General features: G+C 73.1%; 17 protein-coding genes. 8 read left to right on the top strand and 9 right to left on the bottom strand.

The features are described from left to right. Positions 1 to 76 precede the first annotated feature (76 nt). The 3 genes from OG472_RS09480 to OG472_RS09470 are packed head-to-tail and all read left to right on the top strand — an operon-like array spanning position 77 to position 2,477. Positions 77 to 1,021 carry a hypothetical protein gene (locus OG472_RS09480; RefSeq protein WP_383574517.1) on the top strand — a complete coding sequence of 315 codons (945 nt, stop codon included), beginning with the start codon at positions 77 to 79 and terminating at the stop codon, positions 1,019 to 1,021. Positions 1,022 to 1,039: 18 nt separating this feature from the next. Further along, complete coding sequence (locus tag OG472_RS09475; RefSeq protein WP_401614108.1) at positions 1,040 to 1,663, top strand: hypothetical protein; 624 nt, start codon at positions 1,040 to 1,042, stop codon at positions 1,661 to 1,663. Further along, the gene (locus tag OG472_RS09470; protein ID WP_405941313.1) at positions 1,644 to 2,477 is read left to right on the top strand and encodes an inositol monophosphatase family protein; all 834 of its coding nucleotides are present in this window, start codon (positions 1,644 to 1,646) and stop codon (positions 2,475 to 2,477) included. The genes OG472_RS09475 and OG472_RS09470 overlap by 20 nt, the downstream gene beginning before the upstream one ends. A 118-nt stretch (positions 2,478 to 2,595) precedes the next feature. Here OG472_RS09470 and OG472_RS09465 read toward each other — a convergent pair whose 3' ends face one another. Then, complete coding sequence (locus tag OG472_RS09465) at positions 2,596 to 3,756, bottom strand: SLC13 family permease (RefSeq protein ID WP_401614136.1); 1,161 nt, start codon at positions 3,754 to 3,756, stop codon at positions 2,596 to 2,598. 127 nt (positions 3,757 to 3,883) lie between these two features. On the opposite strand from OG472_RS09465, the gene OG472_RS09460 reads away from it, so the two are divergent. After that, positions 3,884 to 9,736, top strand: coding sequence for a TIR domain-containing protein (locus OG472_RS09460; RefSeq protein WP_405943161.1), 5,853 nt, complete (start codon positions 3,884 to 3,886; stop codon positions 9,734 to 9,736). A 66-nt stretch (positions 9,737 to 9,802) separates the two neighbouring features. Here OG472_RS09460 and OG472_RS09455 read toward each other — a convergent pair whose 3' ends face one another. Further along, entirely contained in the window at positions 9,803 to 10,132 is a 330-nt protein-coding gene (locus tag OG472_RS09455; protein ID WP_401614104.1) for a hypothetical protein, read from the bottom strand. Between the two features lie 21 nt (positions 10,133 to 10,153). Further along, positions 10,154 to 12,685 carry a CHAT domain-containing protein gene (locus OG472_RS09450; RefSeq protein WP_405941312.1) on the bottom strand — a complete coding sequence of 844 codons (2,532 nt, stop codon included), beginning with the start codon at positions 12,683 to 12,685 and terminating at the stop codon, positions 10,154 to 10,156. Positions 12,686 to 12,886: 201 nt separating this feature from the next. Between OG472_RS09450 and OG472_RS09445 the strand changes: the two genes are divergently transcribed. After that, on the top strand, positions 12,887 to 13,828 hold the full coding sequence (locus tag OG472_RS09445) for an NAD-dependent epimerase/dehydratase family protein (protein ID WP_405828972.1): 942 nt from the start codon (positions 12,887 to 12,889) through the stop codon (positions 13,826 to 13,828). A gap of 71 nt (positions 13,829 to 13,899) precedes the next feature. Further along, a complete protein-coding gene (locus tag OG472_RS09440) occupies positions 13,900 to 17,214 on the top strand; it encodes an aminotransferase class I/II-fold pyridoxal phosphate-dependent enzyme (protein WP_405943160.1) in 3,315 nt (1,104 codons plus the stop codon). A 10-nt stretch (positions 17,215 to 17,224) separates the two neighbouring features. Here OG472_RS09440 and OG472_RS09435 read toward each other — a convergent pair whose 3' ends face one another. The 4 genes from OG472_RS09435 to OG472_RS09420 all read right to left on the bottom strand — a co-directional run bounded on the left by OG472_RS09435 (position 17,225) and on the right by OG472_RS09420 (position 20,485). Continuing rightward, on the bottom strand, positions 17,225 to 17,803 hold the full coding sequence (locus tag OG472_RS09435) for a toxin (RefSeq protein WP_405828970.1): 579 nt from the start codon (positions 17,801 to 17,803) through the stop codon (positions 17,225 to 17,227). Beyond that, positions 17,800 to 18,252, bottom strand: coding sequence for a helix-turn-helix domain-containing protein (locus OG472_RS09430; protein WP_401614096.1), 453 nt, complete (start codon positions 18,250 to 18,252; stop codon positions 17,800 to 17,802). The genes OG472_RS09435 and OG472_RS09430 overlap by 4 nt, the downstream gene beginning before the upstream one ends. 306 nt (positions 18,253 to 18,558) lie before the next feature. Continuing rightward, a complete protein-coding gene (locus OG472_RS09425; protein ID WP_405828968.1) occupies positions 18,559 to 19,719 on the bottom strand; it encodes an MAB_1171c family putative transporter in 1,161 nt (386 codons plus the stop codon). 40 nt (positions 19,720 to 19,759) lie between these two features. After that, a complete protein-coding gene (locus OG472_RS09420; RefSeq protein WP_401614093.1) occupies positions 19,760 to 20,485 on the bottom strand; it encodes a TetR-like C-terminal domain-containing protein in 726 nt (241 codons plus the stop codon). Between the two features lie 192 nt (positions 20,486 to 20,677). Here OG472_RS09420 and dacB point away from each other — a divergent pair, with 192 nt between their 5' ends. Beyond that, positions 20,678 to 22,318: a D-alanyl-D-alanine carboxypeptidase/D-alanyl-D-alanine-endopeptidase gene (dacB, locus tag OG472_RS09415; protein WP_405828966.1), complete on the top strand. Its 1,641-nt coding sequence runs from the start codon at positions 20,678 to 20,680 to the stop codon at positions 22,316 to 22,318. Here the strand turns inward: dacB and OG472_RS09410 are convergent. Together OG472_RS09410 and OG472_RS09405 are read right to left on the bottom strand one after the other, a co-directional pair. After that, entirely contained in the window at positions 22,310 to 22,663 is a 354-nt protein-coding gene (locus tag OG472_RS09410; protein ID WP_405828965.1) for a hypothetical protein, read from the bottom strand. The genes dacB and OG472_RS09410 overlap by 9 nt on opposite strands. Positions 22,664 to 22,790: 127 nt before the next feature. After that, positions 22,791 to 23,759, bottom strand: a complete 969-nt coding sequence (locus OG472_RS09405) for a zinc-binding dehydrogenase (RefSeq protein ID WP_405828963.1) — start codon at positions 23,757 to 23,759, stop codon at positions 22,791 to 22,793. A 335-nt stretch (positions 23,760 to 24,094) separates the two neighbouring features. Between OG472_RS09405 and OG472_RS09400 the strand changes: the two genes are divergently transcribed. Further along, positions 24,095 to 24,700, top strand: coding sequence for a hypothetical protein (locus OG472_RS09400; RefSeq protein ID WP_405828961.1), 606 nt, complete (start codon positions 24,095 to 24,097; stop codon positions 24,698 to 24,700). Positions 24,701 to 24,715: the final 15 nt, after the last annotated feature.

Here is a 24,715-nt window from a genome sequence, read left to right as displayed (position 1 = left end):
TCCCCCGTGCGCTCTGGTGGCGCCGCCGGAGCATCTCCTACCATCGGGGGCACGCGTGGGGGAGGGGGGTGCGTGGATGGCGGCGCATGTCGGGCGGCTGGAACGCTTCGTGGCCTGGGTGCTGCGCAATGCCGATGTCGTCGTCGCCCTGTTGGTCGCGATGGCGGTCGGTTTCCTGGACATCTTCGGTGACGTCGTCAGCGACGACGTGGCCTCCGGCGCCACCCTGGTCGTCCTCGGTCTGCTCGCGACCGGGTCGATCGTGGAGCGGGTGCGCCGGCCCGCGAGCATCCAGGAGGCGATGAGCGGGACCCGCCGGGCCCTGGAAGACCTCGCCATGGTGCGCTCGCTGTCGGGCAACGAGGTCGGCGAGGCGCTGCGCAAGGCCCGGCAGCACACCAACCTCTGGTATTTCAAGGGCGGTACGGGAACCTACCTGCGGGCCGTCACCCTGCCGCTGTGCGTGCGCGCGGCGAAGGAGCAGCGCTCGCAGCTCAACGTGAAGATCGACATCGTGAACCCGGCCGACGAGCGGGCCTGCGCCGCGTACGCCCGCTTCCGCCAGATGTTCGGCGTGCAGCGTCGCGGAGACGACCTGTGGACCACCGACCGGGTCCGCCGGGAGTCGTACGCCACCGTCCTCGCCGCCTGCTGGTACCAGCGGCAGCTGACGACGCTCGAGATCAGCGTGCACCTGTCGTCCGCTGTGCCGACCCTGCGCTTCGACCTGTCCGAGACCTGCCTCGTCATCACCCAGGACGACCAGTCCCGGGTGAACCTGCTCGTGGAGCGGGGCCAGCCGCTCTACGACTACTACGTCACCGAGCTGCACCAGAGCCGCGAGCAGGCGACCGTGCTCGACCTGCGCGTCGCGTCGCCGCTCGGCCAGGAGCCGACGGTCGACGAGGTGCGCACGCTCTTCGACGACCTGCGGCTTCCGCTGCCCCGCGTGTTCACCGACAGCGACATCGGCAAGATCATCGAGAAGGCGCTGCACGCGGAGGACCCCTACAGGAGGTGATGCGCTGCGGCGCGTGCCATGGACCGCGAGCTGGAAAGGACCCTTGTCACCCTGGAGCAGATCGCCTCCGGTGAAAGGGAGTTGCGTGCCGTTCGGCATCCACTCGGATTCCTCTGCCTGCCGCTGCTGAGAGAGGGCCCGCGCGGGATCTGCGTCCATCTCTTCGACGCCGGCAACCGCCCCGAGCCGGACGCGTCGCCCATGCACGCCCACAGCTGGGAACTGCGCAGCCGTGTGCTGTACGGGCGGGTGGCCAACCTTCCCGTACGGACGACCGCGGTGGGCGACGGCGAAGAGGGCGCGACCCACCGCGTCTTCGAGGTGCACAGCGGGAGCGACGGCGTGGACGAGATCCGCCCCACCGACCTGCTGGTGCGCAGCGAGCCCGGGCCCGCCCAGGTCAGCTCCGGCGGGGAGACCTACACCCTGGCCGCGGGCGAGTTCCACGCCACCGCCCTGGAGGGCCCGGAACCCGCCGCCACCTTGGTGCACGGGTTCTCGGTCCCCGGGGAGGCCGACCTCTCGCTCGGCCCGCTCGACGGCCGCCCGCGCCGTACGACCCGCCGGCTGTGCGACACCGCGCAGACCGTACGCAGCGTCCACACCGTCCTCAGGAGGATCGATGCCGAACAGCGGGCCTGATTTCGACCGCGAGAAGCGGGTCGCCGTCGCCGCGGCGGAGGAGGCGGGCGGCCTGCTGCGCCGGCGCTTCGGTACGGCGTACTGCCTGCGGACGAAGGGCGAGTCCGGGGACGTGCAGGTCGACCTCGACCTCGCCTCCGAGCGGCTGGTGCTGGGCCGGATCCAGCGCCACTTTCCGCACGACCGGATCCTGTCCGAGGAGGCCGGGCTCCTCGACGCCGCGGGCGAGCGCACCTGGCTGGTCGACCCGCTGGACGGCAGCAACAACGTCGCGATCGGGCTGCCCGCGTACGTGGTGGGCATCGGGCTGTGCCTGGGCGGCGCCCCGGTGATGGGCGTGGTGCACGAGCCCGTCACCGGGGAGACCTGGCACGCGGTCAGGGGGCACGGGGCCCACGGCGCCTCCGGTCCACTGCCCGGCCCCGACCCCGCGCTGCCGCGCCCCGGACCCGTCGTCGCCTGGACGCAGGGGTACGCCGTGGAGCGCGGTGACCCGATGGCGGTGGCGCTGCGGGCCGTGCTCGAACTGCGCTGCCGGCGCGTGCTGCAGCTGTGGGCGCCGCTGCTCGGCTGGAGCCTGCTGGCACGCGGCACGATCGACGCCTTCGTCGGCTACCGGGCCGAGGGCGTGGACCTGCCGACCGGGGCGCTGCTCGCGGCCGAGGCGGGGGTGGAGCTGCGCACGCTGTCCGGGGCGGGGTTCCGGCCCGGTTTCGCCGGGGACGACAGCGGGCGCAGCTACGTGGCGGCGCGCGGCGAGACCCTCGCCTACCTGCTGCGGGAGGTCGGCGAGGCGACCCGGCACATGGCGTGACTCCATGCGCGGCGTGACCGGGTGCGTGGCGTGACCCCACACATGGCTTGGCCCCACGCGTGGCGTGCCCGGCGCGTGGCGGGACCCGGCCCGGGCCCGTGGCCGCGCCGGACGTGGCTCACGTGGTGGCGGCCAGCGCCAGCGTCGCCGCCAGCGTGCCCGTCACCGCCAGGACCAGCCCCGTACCGAGGAAGCGGCCCAGCCCGATCCGCGTGCCGTGCCAGCGGCACCGCTCGAACCACAGCAGCGTGGCCAGGGAGGCCCACGGGGTGACGACCGGGCCCACGTTGACGCCTATCAGCTGCGCGAGGAGCTGGTGGTGGTTGGCCTCGGGAATGGCCGCCTCGCCCGCCATGTAGGCCGGCAGGTTGTTCAGCGCGTTGGAGAAGCCCGCCCCGACCGCCGCGGACCTCAGCATCCCGACGACGCCGTTGTCGGACCCCATCGCCGTCGCCAGGATCTCGTGCAGGCCGTGCGCGTTGACCGTCTCCACGACCAGGAACATCCCCGGAACGAGGACGAGCAGCCGCCAGGGGACCAGGGAGAGGCGCAGCGCCTCCCTGCCGCGCACCGCGAAGGCCACCACCACGATCAGGGCGGCCGTCATCGACGCCGACCACAGCGGCACGTCGGCGAGGATCGCCAGCAGGAAGCCGGTGCACGCCACCGCGCACACCCGGAACAGGACCCGGTCCGCCGGGCGCGGCGCCGACGGCGGCTCGTAGCGGAGCGCGCCGCGGCGCCCCAGGCGCCAGTAGAAGCCCCACAGGCAGGCCATCGTGACCGCGATGGAGGCCAGCTGCGGGGCCCACATGGTGGCCGCCATCTCCGACGGAGCCAGGGCGACCCGGTCCGCGGCCAGCAGGTTCGTCAGGTTCGACACGGGCAGCAGCAGGCTCGCCGTATTGGCCAGCCAGACCGTGGTCATCGCCAGCGGTACGGCCGCGATGCCCACCCGGGTCGCCAGCGCCAGCATCACCGGCGTCAGCAGCACCGCCGTGGTGTCCAGGTTGAGGGTGATGGTGGTGACCGACGCGAACAGCACGCACAGGACGAACAGCAGGGGGTAGCTGCCGCGCCCGGCGCGCGCCACCCAGGTGGCGACCACGTCGAAGACCTGCGCCTTGCCGGTCAGCTCGGCGAGGACGATGACCGTGGCGAGGAACACCAGCAGCGGACCGATGCGCCCCATCACCTCGCCGGCGGGCTCGGTGGGCAGCAGACCCGTGGTGACGCAGAGCACACCGAGGGCGAGCAGGCCGCCGGCCAGCCAGTCCAGTGGATGCAGCCGCTTGAGGAGAGACACGTCGAACAGATTCGCACGTACGCGCGGTCGGCCGTCAGGCGGCCCGGATGGATTCGGACAGGCCCGCTCGGGCGGGGTAACTCCTACCATGGTTCTCATGATGACGGATGGGCAATTCGGCGCTCCCGCAAGAGAATTCGACTTCTTCATCAGCTACTCCCCGGCCGACGAGCCGTGGGCGGCCTGGATCGCCTGGACCCTGGAGGAAGCCGGCTACCGCACGGTCGTGCAGGCCTGGGACTTCGTACCGGGAACCAATTTCATAGACTTCATGGACCGCGGCGTCAGCGAATCCCGGGCCGTGATCGCCGTACTGTCCCGCCATTACGAACGCTCCACCTACGGGCGCATGGAATGGCAGGCCGCGCTCCGCGCATCGCCCGAGTCCCCCGAACGACGGCTGCTGACCGTGCGGGTCGACGAGATGCCGATCGAGGGACTGCTCGCCACCATCACCTACGTCGACCTGGTGGGCGTGGCCGACATCGACGCCGCCCGCTCCCTGCTGCTGACCCGGGTCGAGCAGGCCGTCGACGGACACGCCCGCCCGGGCCGGCGGCCCGGCTATCCGGGCAGCGGCCCCGTCCCCGTCCGCCACCCGGAGCAGCCGAACCCGGCCCAGCCGCAGCCGAGCGCACTCGCCGGCCCCGGCTGGGCCGGGCGCAGGCGGCCGGCCCGGGCGCCGCTCTACCCGCAGGACTCCGCGGCCGGCGGCGGCCGGGCCCAGGACGCCGTGACCGTCCTGCACCTGGCCGGACCGGACTTCGGGCGCGGCCGTGAGCCCGACTCGCTCAGCCGGCAGATCCGCGGCGACCTGATCATGCTCAGGGACGCGGGCGCGCCCGCCCCCGACCTGATGGTGGTGACCGGGGACCTCACCGCGTCCGGCAGCCCGCGCGAGTGCGACCAGGCCCTCAGCTTCCTGACCACCCTGCGGTCCCAGCTCGACCTGTCCCCGCAGCGCGTGATGGTGGTGCCGGGCGCCCAGGACGTGAACCAGGCCGCGTCCCAGGCCTACTTCCACACCTGCGAGGCCGACGAGGTCGCGCCGCAGCCGCCGTACTGGCCCAAGTGGCGCCACTACACCCGGCTCTTCCGCGGCCTCTACCAGGGCCTGGACACCGTCTTCGACAGCGATCAGCCCTGGACCCTCTTCCCCGTGCCGGAACTGAGCACGGTCGTCGCCGGCTTCAACTCCTCCATGGCCTACAGCCACCGCCCCGAGGAGCAGTACGGGTACATCGGCCGCGACCAGGCCGCCTGGTTCGCCGAGGCCATGCGCCGCTACGAAGAGGAGGGCTGGCTGCGCATCGGCGCGCTCCGCCACCCGCTCACCGACGGCCGCCGCCCCGGCGACGCGATCGGCGGCCCCGGCGGTCTGCGGGACGCCGACACCCTCGCCAGGCTGGCCGCCCCGCGGCTGCACCTGCTGCTGCACGGCCCGACCGGCGGCCCGCGCACCCTCACCGGCGTCCCCAGCCGCACCCAGCTGCCCGGCGCCGCCGGCGAACTGCCGCTGTTCGGCTCCGCCGCCCCCGCCCGCTTCCAGCTCCTCCGGGTCACCGCGGACGGGGTCACCCGCTGGGACGACCGGATCACGGCCGAGGCCGAGTACTTCCCCGGCGACTGGAGGCAGACCCGCCGCGTCTTCCCCGTCCCCGACCTGCCCGCCGTCATCACCGTCGAGCACCCGCAGGGCAGGGCCCCCCTGGAGGACCCGGCCGCCTCCCTCATCGAGCGGGTGAAGGAGATCTGCCGGGTGCGCAGGGAGGGCGTACGGCTGCGCGACGTCCCGCGCCGCGAACCGGCCGACATCGCGCAGATCATGGCCACCTGGCAGGAGCCGGAGGACGGCGTGGTGCAGCAGCAGCGCATCGCCGTCCACCCCGGCACCCCCACCGAGGACGAGATCGACCGCTTCATCGCCCAGGTGCACGCGACCGACACCGGTTCCGAGGCCGTCCTGGTGTACGCGGGCGACGCCCCCGCCAGCGGGCTGCGGCAGCGGGCCGCCGGCCACGGCGTCCGGGTCCGGGTGCGCAGTTTCATCGAGTTCCAGGGCCTTCTCGACCTGCGCGGCTACGTCGCCGCCCAGACCGCCCGGCTCGCCGCGAGCGAACAGTACGCCCCGGGCCTCTACCTCCCCCAGCGCTACCGCGACGCCGACCGCGGCGACGGCCAGGACCGTGCCGGACAGGAACGTGACGGACTCGTCGAGGAGCTGCTGGAGCTGCTGGAGTCCGACCACGGCCGCTTCGTCCTGCTCCTCGGCGACTTCGGACACGGCAAGACCTTCGCCCTGCGCGAGCTGGCCCGGCGCATCCCCGAACACCTCCCCCACCTGACCCCGCTGCTGATCCCGCTCAACACCCTCGACCGTGCGCACAGCCTCGAGGGCCTGGTCGCCGCACACCTGGCCGGACACGACGTCGACACCATCGACCTGCGGGCCCTGCGCTACATGCTCGCCCAGGGCCGCGTCGTCCTGCTCTTCGACGGATTCGACGAACTGGTCCACCGGGTCAGCTACGACCGGGCCGCCGACCACCTCCAGGTCCTCCTCGACGCCGCCGTGGACAACGCCAAGATCGTGGTCAGCAGCCGCACCCAGCACTTCAAGTCGCACGCCCAGGTCCTCACCGCGCTCGGCGAGCGCGTCGGCCTGCTGCCGCAGCGCCGCATCCTCTCCGTCGAGGGCTTCACCCCGGCCCAGATCCGCTCCTACCTGGTCCGCAGCTACGGCGACGAGCGCGCGGCCGACCAGCGTTTCCAGCTCCTGCGCAACATCCCCGACCTGCTCATGCTCTGCCGCAACCCCCGGCTGCTCTCCTTCGTCGCCGACCTGAGCCAGGACCAGCTGCGGGCGGTCGCCGGAGCGGGCCGCGCGCTCAGCCCCGCCCGGCTCTACGAGGACGTGTTCACCTCCTGGCTCGGCTACGAGGAACTCCGCGGCCAGGGAGGCCCCGGCGCCCCGCCCGGACTCACCGTCGACGAGCTGTGGGCCGCGGTGACCGCGCTGGCCTGGCGGCTGTGGGAGAGCGGCCGCAGCGCCCTGCGGCTCGACGAGCTCACCGAAACCGTGGCCACCACCCTCAGCGAGCTCACCGAATCCCCGCTCACCCCGTCCGAACGGGCCCAGGCCGTCGGCGCGGGCAGCCTGCTGGTGCGCAGCGACGACGGGGTGTTCCAGTTCATCCACGGCTCCGTCATCGAATGGCTGGTGGCACGCGAGGCCGCACGCCAGCTGGCCCGGGGCCAGCACACCCTGCTCCACGCCCGCCCGTTCAGCCAGCTCGCCGTCGAGTTCTTCTGCGACCTCGCCGACCACGAACGGTGCGCCCGATGGGTGCGCGACGCCCTCGACCCGGCAGGGCGCGGGATCAACGACGCCGCCCGCGCCAACGCCGTCCGGATCAGCGACCGGCTCCGGGTGCCCGCCAACGCCGACCTGCGGGGCGCCCGACTGGCCGGTGAGGACCTCTCGCACCGCGACTTCTCCGGAGTCGACCTCGGCGACGCCGATCTGACGGACACCCGGCTGGTCGGCGCCAACCTCTCGGGCGCCCGGCTGCGGGGCACCCGGCTGACCGGCGCCCGCCTCGACCGGGCCGACCTGAGCGGCGCCGACCTGACCGGCGCGAACCTGAGCCGGGCCCGGCTGACCCGGGCCGATCTGCGGGGCGCCGTACTGGCCGGCAGCCGCTGGCACCGGGCCGCGCTCATCGACGTGACCATGGACGAGGCGGTGCGCTCGGCCCCCGAGCTCAGGACCGCCTCGATCGCCCCCGGGATGCCGGTGGACGCCGGGTTCCGGCCCTCGGCGGTCGGCGTCCCGTACGGCTTCGGCATGCGCACCAGCCGCCTCCCCGAGCCCATCGCGTACAGCACCGACGGCGAACTCCTCGCCGTCGGCAGCGAGGACGGCTCCATCCTGGTCTGCGGCGCCGACGACGGCCGGGCGGTGCGCACCCTCCAGGGGCACGAAGGACGGGTGTACGCCGTGAAGTTCCGGCCCGACGTGATCGCCACCGGCGGCTCCGACGGCGCGGTGCGACTCTGGGACCCGGTGACCGGAGCGTGCCGGCACAGCCTGACGGTCCACCCCGACGGGGTGTGGCCGGTCTCGTTCGACGCGGCCGGCACCCTGCTCGCCACGGGCGACCGCGAGGGCCTGGTCACGGTGTGGGACGTGGCGACGGGCCGGCCCGTGCACCGGCTGCCCGGCCACACCGCGCCCGTCTACACCGCGGTCTACGGCCCGGGCGGCATCCTGCTCACCGGCGACGCGACCGCCAAAGTACGCCTCTGGGACCTGGCCACCGGGCACTGCGTCCGGGAGATAGAGGGCCATCAAGGTGCCGTCTACCGCGCCCGGTTCAGCCCGGACGGCACGCTCTTCGCGACCGCCGACCGGGGCGAGGGCGGGCGCGGCGGCACCGTGCGGATCTGGCGGACGGCCGACGCACGGCTGCTGCACGAGTTCACCGGACACACCGGCCGCGTGTACGTCCTCGACTTCCACCCCGAGGGCAACCTCCTGGCCAGCGGATGCACCGACGGCCAGGTACGGCTCTGGGACCCCGTCGTCGGCACCCCAGCCGGAACCCTCGAACGGGGCACGGGCGCCGTCTACCAGGTGCTGTTCGGCGACGAGGGCAAGCTCCTCGCCGCCTGCGACAGCAACGGCGCGGTCCGCCTGTGGACGGTCACCACCGGGCGGCCGCACGGCTACACGATCGCCCTCCACCCCCAGCAGCCGGCCGAACACCGGGGCACCGCCTGGGCGTGCGCCTTCCGGCCCGGCGACAGCCAGCTGCTCACCGTCGGCAACGACGGCGGCGCGCAGATCTGGGATTCCGCCACCGGCCAGGGCAAGCGCATCCTGCGCGGCCACGGCCGCCGGATCAGCGGCGTGGCCTTCAGCGCGGACGGCGCGCAGCTGGCGACGGCCGGCAACGACGGAGTCGTACGGCTCTGGGAGACCCGCACGGGACGGCGTACGGACGAGCTCTCCGGCCGAGGGGACCGGCTGGTCTCGGCGGCGTTCAGCCCCGTCGAGCCCCTCCTGGCCACGGCCAGCAACGACGGGGACATGTACCTGTGGGACCCGGCGCGCGGCGAATACCTGAGGGAGCTCGACGCCGAGACCGAGCACGTCTGGGCGGAGGCCTTCAACGCCAACGGCACCCTGCTCGCCACCGCCAACGACGACGACTCCGTGCGCGTCTGGTTCCGCCCCACCGGTTCCCCCGTGTCGAACCTGACCGGGCACCGGGGCCGGGTCCGCTCCATCGCCTTCCGCCCGGACGCCGACGTCCTGGCCACCGGCTGCGACGACAGCGTCGTGCGGGTGTGGGACGCCAGGAGCGGCCGGCTCGTGGAGGAACTCGGCGGGAGCCGCGGGCACGCGGACCGGGTGTACGGCGTCGCGTACGGGCCGGGGAGCGCCTGGCTGGCCAGTGCGAGCTGGGACGGCAGCGCCATCGTCTGGCGGGACGGGGAGGCGGGTCCGCGCCTGCGCGGCCGCGGCGGCCGGCTGTGGGCCGTGGCCGCCCACCCGAGCCGCCCGCTGCTGGCGGTCGGCGGCGACGACCGGTCGGTGTGCCTGTGGAACGCGGACACGGGCGAGCACGTCACCGATCTCGTCGGCCACACCGGCAGGGTGCTCTCCCTCGCCTTCTCCCCGGACGGCACGACGCTGGCGAGCGGCGCCGAGGACGGCACCGTACGGCTCTGGAACCTTCCGGCGGACGCCGGCCCGCCGTCGCTGCGCGCGACGCTGATGGGCATGACGGGCGGCTGGGCGGCGCTGACCCCGTCCGGCGGCTACAAGTACGAGGGCGACGTGGCCGGTGAGTTCTGGCACGTCGTGGGGATGTCCCGGTTCACCCCGGGGGAACTCGACGAGTACCTGCCGGGCATCCACCGGCTGCCGCTGGGGGAGGAGTTGTGAGCCCGCCCACGCGTCCTGGGCGCCGCCGTTCGGGGCGTCCAGGACGCCGCCGGCGTCCGGGAGCGGCTACTCGTCGTCGCCGACCAGGAGTTCCTGGATCCGGCGGGCGACGGTCAGGGCGTCCGCGCCGGCCGGGATCTCCAGGGTCACCTTGGCGCCGTGGGCCCTGATCTCGACCGCGCCCCCCGCCTCCGGGGACCGCCCGAAGCGGGTGCGGACGAGCTCCGTGAGCCGGAGGAAGGTGTCGGGCCCCTGGAGGAGGCTGATGGTGGCGGAGAGGGCCTGGATGCCCACGAGGGTGATCTCGGCCGTGCTGCCCCGGCCCCCAGGCCGGATGGCCAGCCCCTCTGCCACCAGTAGATCGGCGATGTCCGACGGCATGGCGACGGCAATCATGGTGGAGGTCCTTTCGGTTGTTCAGTACGCCTGGAACGAGGCCCAGATGATGGGGTGGGGATCGCGGATCTCCTCGCCGTCGAGGTCCTCCCCGCGCACCGAGAAGACCTTCCATTCGGTGAGCATCCGCAGCTGCAACTGCCGCAGCAGGTCCGCGTGATCGCCGGCCCGCTGCCCGTCGAGCATCCCCCGGACGAGGAGGTCCTCGAAGACCTCGGTGAAGGAGGCGTCGCGGATGTCGAGCGAGGTGGCGATCACCTGGTCGGCGCCGGAGTGGATCGCGCCCGCCGCGAGTCCCATGCCTTCGCCGCCGAGGGCCGACGCGGTGGAGCTGGAACAGCACGACAGGATCACCCGCGTGGGCATCGGCAGGAAGGGCGTGCCGTCGTCGAACGTCCCGAAGAGCTCGCCCGACTGAACGTACGTCTCCCCGGCCAGGGGCAGGGCCGACCAGGCCGGGTCGCTGTCGTGTTCCGCGTGACCGCGGTAGAAGAAGACCCCGTGGGTGGCGGGGCCGATCTTGTGCAGGGCCGCCAGCAGGACGTCCTTGGTCCCGGGGCCGTCGGGCCCGGAGGCGCTCAGGAGCACGGACGCCTCGTTCACCACGGAATCGGCGGTCCGCTCGCGCAGCGACCCGTCCGGGTTGTCGCAGGCCAGCAGGAACGGCACGGGCGAGCCGGGTGGCAGCCGGGAGTCGCGTGACGCGCGCTTGAGCTGGGTCGGTGTGGAGGTCCACATCCGCAGGACAGCCTTCTCGATCAGCCGCTCCTCCGTACCGGGGACCATCATGATCGCCCAGGGCACACAGGTCAGTTCGCGGGCCGCGGAGATCGTGAGCCGGAGCGGCTGGTCCAGGCCGGCCCGGTGCAGCGCGTCGACGAGGGGCGGCGGCAGGAGCTGCCCGATCGTGCGGGTGATGATCTGCTCCTCCGCCGACCGCCAGCTCCTCAGCTGGGTGAACGGCTCGTAGAAGTCCCCGGGGCCGCGCCTGTACGGGAACAGGCTCCACGTCTTGCGCTCGGAGGACTGGGAATGCCCGGCCAGGCCCAGCAGGACCGGCTTGATCCGGTCGAACTCCCGGAGGTCCTGCGCGCCGTACCCGGCGGGCCGTCCGTCCCGTAAGACGAACCAGAAGAGGAGACCGTCCTCGATGTGGGTCGACCAGAAGACGCCTTCGGGCAGCGCGTCGTCCAGGGGCCGTGCCGCGAGGTCCTGCGCCTCCTCCGGCGGCAGGGCGCTGCGGTAGTGGGGCAGGAGGAGGGCCGTGCCCTGGTAGGAGACGGGCTCCGGAAAGTGCAGGAGCGTCGAGTTCAGGGCGTCGTTGTACGCGGTGAAGACGGCCGACGACACGACCAGGTCTCTGCCGCCGGCCGCGGCGGGCCCGCCCTCCGCGGCCGGGTCGGGCGCGACGGCCCTCCCGCTGTCCTCGCCGTCCGGGTCGTCCGTCCCGGCGTCCGCGGGGCCGGTACTGACCTCGAACCCGCTCTCGGCGAGCTTCTCGTCGTCATCGATCTCGACGGCGGCGCCGAGCAGGGACTGCAGTCTGCACGACTCGATCAGCTCGGCGACCGTCCGTTCGTCCCCCAGGGCGACGGCCGAGACGAGTGCCGCGCGCCGGGTGGGCCCGAAGTTCTTCCAGAGGGAGAGCCGTTGGGTGTGCGAGCACGCCCGGTACCGCTGCGCGTCCAGCTTCGCCCAGGCGGCCAGGGCCAGGCCGAGGGCCTCCTCGTACCGTTCCAGCGCGGTCCAGATGACCGCGGCCGTCTGTTCCAGCTCCCCGACCAGCCAGTCGTCGGCCCGGTCCGCGGTGAGCCGGGCGCGGGCCGTGGTGAGGAGGCCCAGGGCCCGTTCCGGCTGTTCGTCGGCGGAGAGCCGCTCCGCGAGGCAGGAGACGAGGTAGGTGTAGGGGATGATCCCCAGCTTGCGCACCCGGTCGATGCCGTCGGCCGCATCGGCGCCGAGCCCGGGCGCGGGGTCCAGGATCCGGGCCGCGATCCGGTGGAAGGCGGCGGAGGGGCCGTGGGTCGCGCCTTGGATGAGCTCCAGACCGTCCAGGGCGGCGGCGTGGTCTCCCGCTCTCATGGTGAAGACGACCACCTGGGCGTACGTACGGCGCATGTGGCGGGGAACGTGCCGCCAGTAGAGCGCCGCGCCGCTGAAGCACTCGGCGGCGGTCGGCCAGTCGGCGCAGCGCACGTACTCGCGGCCCAGCAGCTCGTAGAGCCGGGCGATATGACGGTCACTGGTCGGCAGCTCCCCCCGCTCCGGGGGCTGGCCGGTGATCCTGATCAGCATCGCGTGTACCCAGGAGCCCCCGGCGTTCCCCGGGGCCCTCGAGTCCGCGATGCCCAGCCCGCCGAGGAATCCTTCGAGTTCGAGGAGCTCCCGGTGCCGACGCGGGGGCAGGCCCTCGTGCCGGTCCGTGTAGGCGTCGATGCGCGACGCGATCCACCGGGTGCCGCGGGTGGACAGCTCTCCCCGTCGCGGGAGCCTCCGGTCCCGGGCGATGCGCCCCGCCACGACGAGCGCGCGCTCGTACGCCGTGAACCTCATGTGCCCCCCGCGTGCCCCGCCCACTGAGAGCAGCCATGGTGCCGCGCCCGCGTGACCGATACCGGCGAACCGGAATATTCATACCGGCGGAACGTCGTAATCCGGCAGTCCGCAGGCGACTATCAGCCCTGTCCGTCCGGATGGCGGGGAGGAAGCCGCGGTGGCCCCTGTGGCGCGGGCGGCTCGCGCTAGTGTGCGTATGTGAGCTCTCATGTCGTCATTGGTTTCGGGCCTGCAGGCGCCGCCACCGCTCGGCTTCTGGCCGAACAGGGCCATTCCGTAAGGGTGGTCACCAAGTCGGGCAGAAGCCCGGAACCCGGAATCCAGCACTTCGCGTTCGACGCGACCGACAGCGCGCGGCTGACCGAGACCGCGCGGGGCGCCGCCGCGATCCACCACTGCGCCGCGCCCGCCTACCACCACTGGGCGCGCGACTGGCCGCCCCTGGCCTCGTCGGCCCTGGCCGCGGCCGAGGCGACCGGGGCCGTCCTGGTGCTGCTGGGGAACCTCTACGGCTACGGCCCGGTGGACGGTCCCCTGACCGAGGACCTCCCGCTCGCCGCCACCGGCACCAAGGGGCGGGTGCGCGCTGCCGTGTGGGAGCGGGCACGGACGCTGCACGAGCAGGGCCGGGTCAGGGCGGTCGAGGTACGGGCCTCGGACTTCTTCGGACCCGGTGTCACCGACGGCGGCCACCTGGCCGGACGGGTCCTGCCACCCCTGCTGAGGGGCAAGGCGGTCTCCACCCTCGGAGACCCGGACGCCCCGCACAGCTGGACCTATCTCCCCGACGTGGCCCGGGCCCTGGCCGAGGTCGCGGGCGAGGAGCGGGCCTGGGGCCGGCCGTGGCACGTTCCGACGGAGCCCGCGCTGTCGGTCCGGGAGATGGCCGGCCGCCTGGCCGCCGAGGCGGGCACGGGGCCGGTCGCGGTGCGCCGGATCCCGCCGGCCGCGCTGGGCGCGGCCGCGCTCTTCTCCCCGCTGATCCGCGAACTGAAAGAGATCCGCTACCAGTTCGACCGCCCGTTCACCGTCGATTCGGGTGCCTACGAGGCGGCGTTCACGGTCCGGGCCACCCCCGTCGACCAGCAGGTCAAGGAGACCGTGGACTGGTGGCGCGAGCGCCTGGCGGTCACCGGGTGAGAGCTGCGAGAGGGACGGATCCCACCGTGGACCCAAGGGGCGTGCGGCGCGACGACATCGCTGTCGTGGGGATGGCGTGCAGGTTCCCCGGAGCACGCGATGTGAACCAGTACTGGCGGCTGCTGACGGCACCCCGGACCCAGTTCTCGACCATCCCGGAGTCGCGCTGGCGCATGGCCGCCTTCCTCGGCGACAGCCTCCGTGACACCTCGTCGGCCTACACGGACACCATGGCGCTGCTGCCGGACGTGGGCCACTTCGACGCGGCGCACTACGGCATCCCGCCGCGGCGGGCCAGGGCGATGGACCCCCAGCACCGGCTTCTGATCGACCTCGCCCGCGAGGCGATCCAGGACGCGGGGTGGGAAGCCGACGGCTTCGACCGCGAGGAGACCTCGGTCATCACGGCGCTCACCGAGAGCGGCTACCGCGAGCTCAGCACCATGCAGATCCGGATGCGGCAGCTGACCGGCGGCGAGTTCGGGGCGCGGGCGGCCGACCCCCGGTGGCCGGAGACCGTCCGCGCGGTCGACGGACTGCACGGCACGTCGGTGGCCGGACTGCTGCTCAACATGGGCCCGAACACCATCAGTTCGGTCTTCGACCTGCACGGCGAGAGCTACGCGCTGGACTCGGCGTGCTCGGGTGGACTCATGGCCGTGGCCAACGCTGTGCACGCCCTGCGCGCGGGCCGGTCCCGCATCGCACTCGCGGGCGGCGCCCAGCTGATACTCGCCCCCGACCTGCTGGTGGGCCTGTGCCGGATCGGCGCCCTCTCGCGCAGCGGCAGGTGCCTGCCCTTCGGCGCGCGGGCCGACGGCTTCGTCCTCGGCGAGGGAGCCGGGGTCCTGGTGCTGCGGCCCCTGGCCGACGCCCTGGCGGCGGCCGACCGGGTCTACGCGGTGATCCGGGGTGTCGGGACGGCCAACGACGGGACCGTGCACGGTGGCATGTACCCCCGTGCGGCGGGTCAGCTCCGGGCCCTGCGCCGCGCGTACCGGGACGCGGACCTGCCCCCGGACGCGGTGGGCTACCTGGAGGCGCACGGCACCGGCACGACCGTCGGTGACCCCGTCGAGCTCGACGTCCTGCGCGAACTGCGCGGTGAGCGGGCCGCACCCGCCCACCTCGGGGCGGTGAAGGCGGTGATCGGCCACTCGCTCAACTCCGCGGGGATGGCCGGGCTCATCAAGTCCGTCCTGGCCGTGCAGCGGGGCGTGATACCGCCGCAGCCGGAGTTCGACCTGGCCGACCGCTCCGCGCTGGACGCCGCGCGGCTGACCGTGGCCACGGAGCCGGTCCCCTGGCCGGAGGACGGCCGGCCGCGCCGGGCGGGGGTGAGCGCCTTCGGCTTCGGAGGCACGGGCGTGCACGTGGTGGTCGAGGAGTGCGCCGCGCCGGCCCGCCCGGCACCGTCCGGGGGACCGCACCACCTGGTCCTCAGCGCTCGCGACCGGGCCGGGCTGGCCCGCTACGCCCGGGAACTGGCGCACACCCTCACCGAGGACCGGCCGCCGCTGGACGCGGTGGCGGACACCCTGGCCCGCCGGGCGCCGCTCACGGAACGTCTCGACGTCGTGGTGCAGGACGCCGCCGACGCCGTCGCCCGGCTGACCACGGCGGCCGAGGCCGTCGAGGCGGGCCGTACCGGAGAACCCGGCCCGGGAGGGGAGGCCGGCCCGGGAGGGGAGGCCCGCCCGGGACCCCGTCCGTTGACCGAGCGCGTGCCCCCGTGCACACTCCCGCCGAGTCCGCTCGCCCCGCGCCGGCACTGGGTCGTGGACGAGTCGGCACGCGAGCTGCCGGACCGGGCCGGACCGGCGGCCCCGCCCGGGGCGGCGCCCGCGGTTCCGCTCGAGGTCCCGCCCGTGGCCCCGCCGCGGCCCGACGGACCGTCCGCCGCGGCCGTCGTCCTCGAAGAGGTGTCGCGGACCGGAGTCTTCCCGCTCTCCGACCTGAGCGAGCGGATGACCCTGGTGACCGATCTCGGCTTCGACTCCCTGATGCTGCAGGAGCTGGAGGTCGGCATCGGCAGGCGCGTGCCCGGCTTCCGCGCCGAAGAGCTGTTCTCGCCCGACCTGACCGTCGGCCGGCTGATCGCACTGGTCGATCCTGACCGCGCCGAGCCGGCCCCTCCCGCGCAGCCGCCGCCCCGGGAGGCGCTCCCGGAATGGGGCGCCGGGACGGCGAGCGTCGACGACTTCCCTGAGGTGGGCCGGTTCGAGGAACGCCTGGGCGCGATCGCGGACAGCGGTGCGCAGTACCCGTACTTCCGGGTCCACGAGGGCAACATCCGCGACACCACGGTGATCGGGGGGCGTCCGTACCTGTCCTTCGGGAGCTACAACTACCTGGGGATCTCCGGACATCCGGCGGTCAACGAGGCCGCGCACCGGGCGGTCGACCGGTACGGGACCTCGGTCTCCGCGAGCCGGGTGCTGTCGGGTGAACGCGAGCTGATGGTCCGGCTGGAGCGGGCGCTCGCCGAGTTCCTCGGCGTCGGGGACTGTCTGACCCTGGTGAGCGGCCACGCCACCAACGTCACCGCGATAGGGCACCTCGTCGGCGCGCAGGACCTCGTGGTGCACGATGCGCTCGCCCACGACAGCATCCTGCAGGGCTGCGCCCTGTCCGGGGCGGCGCGGCGGCCGTTCGCCCACAACGACATCGGTCAGCTGGAACACATGCTGCGGCTCAACCGGTCGCGGTTCCGGAGGGTGTTGATCGCGGTCGAGGGCGCCTACAGCATGGACGGCGACCTCGTCGACCTGCCCGCCGTGATCGAGCTGAAGAAGCGTTACGGCGCGCTGCTGATGGTGGACGAGGCGCACAGCATCGGCACGGTCGGCGAACACGGCCGGGGCGTGGGCGAGTTCTTCGGCGTCGAGCGGTCCGACGTGGACCTGTGGATGGGCACCCTCTCCAAGGCCTTCGCCAGTTGCGGCGGTTATCTCGGGGGCTCGGCGCGGATGGTGCGCTGGCTGCGCCACACGCTGCCGGGTTTCGTCTACAGCGTCGGGCTGACCCCGGCCAACGCGGCCGCGGCCCTGGCCGCGACCGAGCTGATCGCGGCGGAGCCGCACCGGGTCCGGGCGCTGCGGCGCAACGCCCGGCTCTTCCTCGGCCTGGCCGCCTCGGCCGGCCTGGCCACCGGCTCCAGTGCCGACACCCCGATCGTGCCGTGCATCCTCGGTGACTCGGCGCGGACCCTGCGCGTCGCGGGCGGGCTGTTCGACCGCGGGATCATCGCGGATCCGATCGTGCACCCCGCCGTGGAGGACGGGCTGTCGAGGCTGCGCTTCTTCCTCACCAGCGAGCACCGCGAGGACGACATCAGGCGTGCCGTCTCGGTCCTGGCCGAGGAGGTGGCCTCCACCGGGCACTGAGCGACTCCCCTCAGATCAGGGTGCGTTCGATCCGGCTGAGCATGGCGCTCTGTCCGGGATCCCCGGTCTCTTCCGCGTCCGCCGCGGGGGGCGCGCCGTGCCGTTGCTCGGCGCCCGCCATCCGCTGGGAGAGCAGATAGGCGATGATCTCCGCCTCCTGCTCCTGGACGTCGTCGTAGGTCGCGCGCAGGAGCATGTCCCGCACGAGTTGGGGGTCGAGGTTGGGGAAGAGGAGTCGGGCGGCTGCCTCGTCCAGCCCGCCTGCCCCTCGATGGCAGCAGATGATGTGGCCCAGCTCGTGCAAGATGATGTGCTCCTGATGCGCGCTGGTCGTGTTGGCGTCGTAGAAGATGAGGTCCTCGTCGCGTGCGGCGACCCACATGCCGCACGGATGCGTGGAGGGCATCTGCATCGGGACGAGCGTGATCGGACGGTCGCGCGCCTCGCCGAGGTGGCGGCACAGTTCGGCGACGTCGGTCACCTCGGGGAGGCCGAGTTCGGCGAGGCGCCGGGCGCCGGCCTTCCGGAGCTTCTTGAGCTGGCTGCGGCGGTCCTGGTCGGCCGACCGCTCCTTCCAGGCGCCCTTCATTCGGGTGAGGAGGTGTCGGTGACGGGCGGCAGGCCCTGCATCTGCCGGTACTGGTCCATGATGGCCGTGATGGCCTGGAGATTCTCCTTCTTCATCCCGGCCGCGCGCATCGCCACCGCGCGGACCCCGGACTGGCGCAGCGCCTCGATGGCGGCGATCTGGCTGAGCACCGACTCGGCGACCTTGTCGTCGAAGAAGTAGGCGACCGAGACGCCGAAGAACCGGGCCAGGGCTGCGAGGAGGTCGGGTGAGGGGTTGGAGCGCTTGCCCGTCCGCAACTGGGACAGATAGACGCCCCCGACCTTGAGTTCGGGGCTGGCGCGCTTCAGCTCCTCCGCCACCTCGGCGTTGGTCCAGTGTCTGCCCTTGGGGCGAACCGTCTTGAACAGGTCGTCGAGGCGCACTGCGAGCAGGGGCCGGTCATCGGACCCGCTTTCCGTCCCGGTCATGGTGAATCTTCCTCCCGTCACCTCCTCGGCATAGCCCTTGGCTATCTGTCAGTCTCACAGATTAGCAGTCAGTTGACAATTGGCCTGGAATCCGCCACCGTTGGGGTCTCGCCGTTAGCTGTCAGCTAAGTCGACTCACGGGGGCTTCACAGAGTCGACTGCCGGCGACATCGGACTGGCCCGGCCCTCGGGGGATGGGCCGGGCCAGTCCGGGCGGGAGTCACCCGTCCGGCCCGACGTGAAGTCGGGGGAGACGGGGTTGCTGCCCGCCCGGTTTGACGGGGGATGCAAACCGGGCGGGAGCTCTCAACTCGCGGTGCCGAGTTTACTGTAGGCGGCTGCGACTTGGGTGAGCCAGGCCACTTCCGCACTGAAGTTGTCCGTGTCGCGGTCGTCGAAGTCGCCCGCGTCCTTGCTGTCGTGGGGGACCGTGCCGGTCCGCTTGGCGAGCAGGGCCTGCTTGATCTGCGCCGCCTCCGTGAAAGCCTGCCGCAGCTCCTCGCTCGCCTCCCTGCCCGGCCCGCCGGCCCCGTCCGGCCCGCCGGCCGTACGGTCGATGTACGGGCGCAAGTCCCGCCATCCGTCGCGTATTTCGACGACCCGCCGGTGGAGCCGGTAGTCGAGGTCCGAGACTGAGGCGCCGGGCGGCTCCAGGGCGATGTCCGGGGAGGCCTCGTACAGGTCCCGCCAGAGCGGGTACAGCGCCCGGTAGGTCCGGTAGGTCCGGGACCACTCCAGGAGCCGGGTGGCCGACGGACCCCAGGAGGAGTTCGTCAGGCTCAGCGAGAGCAGCACGATGCCCGCCGCACTGAAGACGGAAGCGGCGACCTTCCAGGCGCCGATGTCGACCCCGCCCGCCGCCGTGAGGATGTTGACCGTCCGCGCCGCGCAGTAGAGGAAGAGGACCACCGACGCCACCGAGAGCAGCCGCAGGGCCTGCCGCAGCGTGGCGTTGTCGGTCATCCGGGCATAGGGGCCGCACTGCCGGTAGATGGTGACGCACGGAACCGCCTGGGAGACGATGAAGACCAGGAGGTACGTGAGCATCAGCGGCTCGCCGGTGCCGTCGAAGTCCGAGGTGGGCCGGCCGGGGCCGTCGGCGAGGAAGAACAGGGCCGTCAGCAGCACGTCGAGGGTGATGCCGGAGACCAGCCAGTAGCGCGTCCTGCGCACCGTCGCCTCGTCCGCGGCCGCCCACCGGAGCAGGATGATCTGCGCGCTGACGCAGAAGGCGACCGCTGCCAGGTGCATGATGAGAATGGCGAGGTTGCCGACGCCCAGGAGGCTCTTGCCGCCCATGGCGAAGGCGCCCATGGTGAAGGTGAGGCACTGGAGCAGCAGAGTGGCGATCAGCGTGCGGTAGGCGCTGTCCCTCCAACTGCGCCGTGCCTGGCACAGCCGGTAGACGAGCGCCGCGTACGACGACAGCGCTGCTATGACGAAGCAGAGGGTTCTGGTGGTGTTCACGTCCCGGATTTCTGCGCGTGCCGCGCATGCGGCGGACGGTTCAGTCGGTGTTGTCGCCCGAGGGGACCACGAGCCCGATGCTCTCGGCCGCCACGGCGATGGAGTAGTCGAAGAACGCGGCCTCGTCGCTGACGCTGTCGTGGGTGCGGCTGAAGACCTGGAAGACCAGGAGCCCGATCAGATTGCTCCACAGGACGATGCCGCGCTCGATGATGTCCGAGAACGGAGCCTCGGGGACGCCGCCGAAGGCCTCCACAGCAGCCGGCAGGAGGAGCGGCGGGCCGGGCACCGCCCGCCGGGGCGGGGTGAGTTCACCGTCCACCAGCGCCGACCGGACGATGCCGGCGAGCACCCCGGGGGTGCGCGAGGCGGGCGGGACCGTGTCCTGCGGGGCCTGGTAGCCCGGCACGGGGGAGCCGTAGATCAGCGTGAACTCGCCGGGGTTGGCGAAGGACCACTGCCGCAGGGCGCGCGTCACCGCGAGGAGCCGTGCACCCGCCGGGGCACCGGACTTGACGGCGGCCTCGTCGGCCCGCTCCATCGCGGCGCCCGACGCGTCGTAGGCGTCGATGACCAGTGCGGTCAACAGGTCGTCCCGGTGCGGGAACACGGCCTCGACATCGGTGAGGGCGAGACCGCAGTCGCGCGCCACGCCGTCCAGGGACAGCCCTGCGGCACCCAGCTTCACCAACTGCCGGCGCGCGGTGTCCTTGACCACCGCCTTCGGCGTCACGTCGTCGCCGGTCGAACTTGCTGCGGAATCCATGGCCGCACCGTACCCGCCGCCGGCAACACCCGTCAGTGCTGCCTCCGGAGCACCGCGGCCCACCGCCGAGATCCGGCCACGCAGAGGCCCTCCGGGGGCTGCGACACGGTGTGACATGCAGGTCCAATCCGGCCGTGCCACCCTGTTCACACGGCCTCGGGGACCAGGCAGCCGCGACGAACGGAGCGCGCTGTGAGCAGTCCGATCCACTCCGGCCGCCCCGCATCGCTGCGGCGCGGCCTCGCCGCCGCCTGTGCCGCACTGCTCTTCGTGGCGATGGCCCCCGGTACTGCGGCGGCCGCGGAACCCTCCCCGTCACCGTCCGGTGACGCAGAGCAGGCCCCCCTCGACCCGCGCATCACGGAGATCATGCGGAAGCCGCAGTACAGCCACGCCCAGTGGGGCCTGCTGCAGACCGAACCGGACGACGGGCACGTGGTGCACAGCATGTTCCCCGGGCAGTTCTTCATCCCCGGGTCCACCGCCAAGCTGATCAGCGTCTCGGGTCCGTGGCAGACCCTCGGAGCGGACCACCGCTTCGTGACCCCCCTGTACGCGGTCGGCGAGCGCAGCGGCGCCACGCTCACCGGCGACCTCGACCTCGTCGCCCAGGGCGACCTCACCATGGGCGGCAGGACGCGGCCCGACGGCACCGTCGCGTACACCGACCTCGACCACACCTACGCCAACGACTTCCCCGGCGCGACCCTCACCCCCGAGAACCCCCTCGCCGGGATCGACCAGCTCGCCCGGCAGGTCCGGGAATCCGGCATCACCCGCCTCGACGGCGACGTGATCGTCGACAGCCGTCTCTTCCTCCCCGACCCCGTCCTCGACCCCACCCCGACGCCGCTGATCATCAACGACAACCTGATCGACCTGATGACCACCCCCGGGGACAAGGCCGGTGCGGACGCCCGGCTGGACTGGCGGCCGAAGGTCGCTCCGTACCAGGTCACCTCCACCGTGAAGACCGTCGCAGCCGGGAAGCCGACCGCGGTCACGGTGACGGCCACCGACGGCGGCACCCGGATCCGGCTGTCCGGAACCATCGCGGCGGACTCCGAGCCGCTGCTGCGCACGTCACCGATCACCGATCCGGCCGCCTTCGGCCGCACCGCGCTGATCGAGGCGCTCGGACGGGCCGGCGTGCGGGTCACCGCCGACCCGGCCGGACCCAACCCGGTCGCCCGGCTGCCGCGCGACTACGCGGGGCGGCCGCGGGTGGCCGCGTACACCTCCCCGCCCTACGCCCAGTACGCCAAGCTGATCCTCAAGGTCAGCCACAACCTCGGCGCCAACCTCGGCATCTGCCTGATGGCCGTCACGACCGGCAGCCACCAGTGCGAGGACGGCTTCCCGGTGCTCGCCGACTTCCTGGACCGGGCGGGCGTCGACCGCAAGCAGGCCCAGCTCATGGACGGCAGGGGAGGCAACCCCGCCGACCGTGCGACCCCCCGGGCGCTGGTGCAGATGCTGGCGTACTGGCAGCGCACCCCCGACGCGCGGCCCTTCCGGGAGGCCCTGCCGATCCTGGGCGTCGACGGGCTGCTGGCCGACAACTGCCGCAGCTGCCCCGCGCGCGGGAAGGTGTTCGCCAAGACCGGCGCGGCCGTCGGAGGCGACGCCCTCAACGACCGGCTGGCCGTCGGCGCCATCACGATCGCCGGCTACCTGGACAAGGGCGGCGGCCGCTACGACACCTTCTACGCGGGCGTCACCGGCGCCTCCACGCCGACCACCGACCCCGCCGGGGTACTGACCATCGCCAACGACCTCGCCATGATCGCCGCCTACCTCCAGGAGTCGTCCGCGCCCTCACCCTCACCCTGATGGCGCGTCAGCCTGCCGTGGTACGAGGAAGGCCACGCACCGTGCCCGTGCCGGATGCGCCGCCGCCCCGAAGGCGGCCGCCGGCCAGCGGCCGCCGCACTGGTCGCAGACGCTCGTACCGCCATCGCAGCCTTCGCCGTCCCCGTCTGCGGCCCCGTCGCGCAGGCCTGAGGCGGTGAGGGCGGGGTGCCGGGCGAGGCCGCACATGTACGCGTACGCCGTCTCGATCAGGCCCGCCACATCGGCGACCTCGCCCAGCGGGGCGCAGAAGAGGGAGCCGAAGGAGGCCGGGCTGCGCCCGGTGTGCGTGCACAGGGGGCGGGGCGGCCACGGGGGAGCGGGCACCACCACCGTTGCCCCCCCGGTGCTCCGTCGGCATCGTCCTTCGCAGGACAGGCTGCCCCTCGCCCCCCGGCCGCATGTACCGCGTCCCCCGCAGGGGTGAAGGGCGCCTCCGGCACCGGAACCGCCCTCAGACGGTGATCACGGTCTTGCCCACGAGCTCCCGGGACTCGATCGCCGCGTGCGCCGCTGCCGCGCGCTCCAGGGGGAAGGTGGCGCCGATCACCGGGCGCAGGGTGCCCTCGGCCGCCGCCCGCAGGGCCTGCGCCGCGAGTGCGGCCCGTTCCGGGGTCGTCAGCTGGACGTCCGCGATGCCGAGCAGGCGGACGCCGCGGGCCTCCGCGTCCGCCGCGGGCACCGGGGCGAAGCCGCCGGTCGGAGCGCCGTGGGCCGAGAACCGGCCGCCCGTCGCCACCAGCGGGAACGCGGCCAGGCCGACCTCGCCGCCCACCCCGTCCAGTACGACGTCCGCTCCCGCGCCGCCGAGCGCCTCGCGGGCCCGGTCCACCCAGTCGGGGCGGGCCGCGTCGACGACGGCATCCGCGCCCAACTCCCGTACCAGGGACGTCTTGTGTTCGCCGCGGGCCACGCCGACGACCCGGGCGCCCGCGGCCTTCGCCAGCTGGACCAGTACGGTGCCCATGCCGCCCGAGGCCCCCAGGATCAGCACCTGCTCGCCGGACCGCAGCGCCGTGCTCTCCAGCAGCCTCGCGGCCGTCACCCCGTCGTGCACCAGGGCCGCCGCGTCGGTGAAGGACACCTCGTCCGGTACGACGGCCAGGCCCTCGGCCGGCGCCAGGGCCAGCTCCGCGTAGCCACCGCCGTCGATGCCGGCGACGACCCGGCGGCCCTTCCACGCCGGGTCCACGCCCTCGCCTGTGGCGCGGACGGTACCGGCTATACCGCCGCCCGGCAGGTAGGGCGGGGTGACCTGGAAGTACTCGCGGCCCCACCCGCTGCGCACCTGGGTCTCCACGAAGATCGTGTCCACGGCCGCGACGGCGATCAGCACCTGCCCCGGGCCGGCCACCGGCTCGGGAACCTCAGTGGGGACCAGTACCTCCGGACCGCCGAACCCGATCGCCTGTGTCGCACGCATGGCACTCACCCCTCCACCAGGGCCTCCGGTCTCTCCGGTGCCCGTGCCGTGAGCCTCGGACATCAAGTGCGGTTGAGGTCAAGCGGTGGCCGTCCGTCCCGTCGGGGCGGGGCTGCGCGGACTTTTACCCGGCGCTTAGGCGGGTGTCAAGTCCCGAGATTCCGGAACATGCCCCGGGGGTGCCGTCCGGGGCTTACTTGAGGAGCGGAAAGGAAACGAAGCGAAAGGCACAGACGGAAAACCTCGCAAAGGGATTCCTCCTCTCGCCCGTATCACCGCACCGTCCCGGAAATCCGGGCAATCCAATATCCCTCTTCATTCGGTAGGAGAAAGTCATGAACCGCAAGATGCACACCAACAGCACTGTCCGCCCCAACCGCAAGGGCTTCCGCCTTGCGACGCTGATCGCCTCGGCCGCCGTGGTGACCGGAGGGATCCTCCTGCCGGCCTCCGCTGCGACTGCGGCTCCGATGCCGGACACCGTGCACTCCATCCTCCTCCCGACCGACGGAGGCGCCGGAGGAAAGGGCGGTAAGGGAGGGAGCGGCGGCCTGGTCGGAGGCGGCGGTGGCTCCGGCGGTGCCGGTGGCGGCAGCGTCAAGGGCACCGGTGGTAAGGGTGGCGAAGGCGGCGGCGGTGGGGACGGGCTCCTCGTCGGCGGTGGCGGCGGCGGCGGTGGCGGTGGCGGCGAGGGCCGCATCGGCGGCGACGGCGGCAAGGGCGGCAAGGGCGGCTTCGGCATCCTCGAAGGCGGCGGCGGTGGCGCCGGCGGCGGCGGCGGTGACGGCTGGTTCAAGGGCGGTAAGGGCGGCAACGGCGGCGACGGCGGCTTCAGCTGGCTCCAGGGTGGCGCAGGCGGTGACGCCGGAGACGGCGGCATCGGCGGCGTGATCGGTGGCCTCGGCGGCGACGCCGGTAACGGTGGTGGCGCCCTGTTCTGACAGACGCTCCCGATC

Source organism: Streptomyces sp. NBC_00207, assembly GCF_045160965.1.
Classification (GTDB): Bacteria; Actinomycetota; Actinomycetes; order Streptomycetales; family Streptomycetaceae; genus Streptomyces.
Note: the sequence above shows the minus strand (reverse complement) of the source record. Positions and strands in the feature narration are given on the sequence as shown.